This is a genomic window from Pseudomonas sp. PS01298 (genome assembly GCF_029959745.1).
Lineage (GTDB): Bacteria > Pseudomonadota > Gammaproteobacteria > Pseudomonadales > Pseudomonadaceae > Aquipseudomonas > Aquipseudomonas aylmerensis.
Map to the genome: position 1 here is coordinate 1 of NZ_JASCPP010000239.1, position 680 is coordinate 680.

Sequence of the window (680 nt, forward strand, 5' to 3'; positions counted from 1 at the left end):
GCGTTGGGCTGCGAAGCGGCCCCAAAACCAAGCACCGTGGAATACCTGATACATCGCGTTGAATCCATCTAGGGCTGCTTCGCAGCCCAACGCGGGGCAAGCCCGCTCGCCACACAAGCCAGCTCACCACAACACGCCGATTAACCAGCAAGCCGATTCACCTCAACAAGCCTACTCGCCAAAGCAAACCTGACTCACCTCAAGAGATCTGGCGCCCCTCAAGACACCCGCCTCCGCCACAACAAGCCTGCTAACAACAGAACTCAGTGAAGCACTCGCGGCCCGTCTTCTTTCTCCGGCTCGCCTTCCGCCAGGCGACCAGCCATCTGCACGCCCACGCTCAACATGGCTTTAGCCACTTCCACGTGCTGGCCTTGGAGGAACACCTTGGCGTCCTCGGAAAAATCCAGAATAACCAGAGAACCCTCGTCCTCAGCCCGGCGCAGCTCGATTCGGCCGTCAGGCAACTCAACAATTTCCAGAAAGGACGTTGGCATAAAAGTCTGTTCTCCACGAAAGGCCGGGATTATATCAGTCATCCACCCGGAATCGCTGAGGATCTGGCCAGGTTTCTTTGCGGCTTGATGAATGGTGCCGGTATGCCTTGGTTAAAATGTGGCAGCGGGCTTGCTCGCGAAGGCGGTGTATCAGTGCCCTATAAACGCCTGGCACTCCGCCTT

At 57.5% G+C, this 680-nt stretch carries 1 protein-coding gene; it reads right to left on the minus strand.

Annotated elements, in window-relative coordinates:
* Positions 1-263 precede the first annotated feature (263 nt).
* Positions 264-497 carry a hypothetical protein gene (locus QMX97_RS32020; RefSeq protein WP_010212068.1) on the minus strand — a complete coding sequence of 78 codons (234 nt, stop codon included), beginning with the start codon at positions 495-497 and terminating at the stop codon, positions 264-266.
* Between the last annotated feature and the right edge of the window lie 183 nt (positions 498-680).

Excerpts from the sequence above, each read along its gene's own strand:
- QMX97_RS32020 (WP_010212068.1), bottom strand. The coding sequence starts at position 497 with ATGCCAACGTCCTTTCTGGAAATTGTTGAGTTGCCTGACGGCCGAATC.